General features: G+C 49.6%; 1 protein-coding gene. It reads left to right on the top strand.

Annotated features, from left to right (window positions below; all coding sequences use genetic code 11):
* On the top strand, positions 1 to 609 hold a 609-nt coding region (locus AM629_RS24135), incomplete at both ends, for a hypothetical protein (protein ID WP_200905792.1).

Genomic DNA, 609 nt, shown 5'->3' with positions numbered 1-609 from the left:
ATCTGGACTGGCTGAAAAGCCAGACCCTGCTGGACTATTTTGACCATAACTTTGACAGCACGGACGATTACAGCGGCGCGCTGTTTACCCAGTCGGTTCATGATTGTGTTTACGGGATGCAGGACAAGCTGGGGGCCTCACATTATTTTCAAGAGCAGATGATGCGCGACAGCATCACGCCGGATAATCTGCTGTTACGTGCGCTGGTGATGAACAGCGATAAAAGGATAGAGCAGACTCATGGGGTTCTAAAGACCGGTGCAGATTACGGCTCTCTCGCCTGGGATAAAATCCCCGATGGGCTTAAAGACATGGCTGAGCACTTTCATGGACCCGCTTCCCTCACGATAGAAAAATACCTGAATGAACTGAGTAGCACCTTGTTTGCGGTGATGAATAAAGCCGTGGAGAAAGTGCCGCTTCCGGCACTGGTCGTATTAGCTAAGCTGCATGGCAGGGAATTAAAAGTCATTAAGTTCGTCGGAAAACGTAAACATTTTCTCAGCGCGGTGGTGACTCAACTGAGCCTGATGGCGGATCTGAAACAGCCTGCTTCCTCAGATAAGCTGCGTCACCATGTTGATGCTGAAATGCGTCGTTTGAAGATTG

It is taken from the genome of Photorhabdus heterorhabditis (assembly GCF_001280945.1).
In the GTDB taxonomy this organism is placed as follows: Bacteria; Pseudomonadota; Gammaproteobacteria; order Enterobacterales; family Enterobacteriaceae; genus Photorhabdus; species Photorhabdus heterorhabditis.
Note: the sequence above shows the minus strand (reverse complement) of the source record. Positions and strands in the feature narration are given on the sequence as shown.